The sequence below is a fragment of the Aquitalea palustris genome (genome assembly GCF_003693445.1).
GTDB lineage: Bacteria > Pseudomonadota > Gammaproteobacteria > Burkholderiales > Chromobacteriaceae > Aquitalea > Aquitalea palustris.
This window is the reverse complement of sequence record NZ_RFAR01000175.1, coordinates 1-329: the sequence shown is the minus strand read 5'-3', so window position 1 is coordinate 329 and position 329 is coordinate 1. Positions and strand designations below refer to the sequence as shown.

Genomic DNA, 329 nt, shown 5'->3' with positions numbered 1-329 from the left:
CCGGGGGTGTCGTCGAACAGCAGTTCGTTGTACTGGCCGCCCTGATGTTCTTTGGATTTGATGCCGGACAGGGTCTTGTTGGCCGGTAGCGCACCCGCGCCGCTGAAGGCCGGGGTGGCGTGGCTGCCGTTGTACAGCACGCCGACAATCACCGGGCGGTCGATATCGCCTTCGATAAAGTCGACCAGCACTTCCTGGCCGATGCGCGGGATGAACTGGTGGCCCCAGCCAGCTCCAGCGCTGGGCATGGCCACGCGTAGCCAGCAGGAGGAGCTGTCATCCAGATTGGCGCCGATGCTCGGGTGTTCGTCCGGCCGCTGCCAGTGGAA

1 protein-coding gene is annotated in these 329 nt (G+C 64.7%); it reads right to left on the bottom strand.

Annotated features, from left to right (window positions below; all coding sequences use genetic code 11):
- Positions 1-329 (bottom strand): phage baseplate assembly protein V (locus EAY64_RS20225; RefSeq protein WP_233566528.1); only part of this gene is annotated, 329 nt, incomplete at both ends.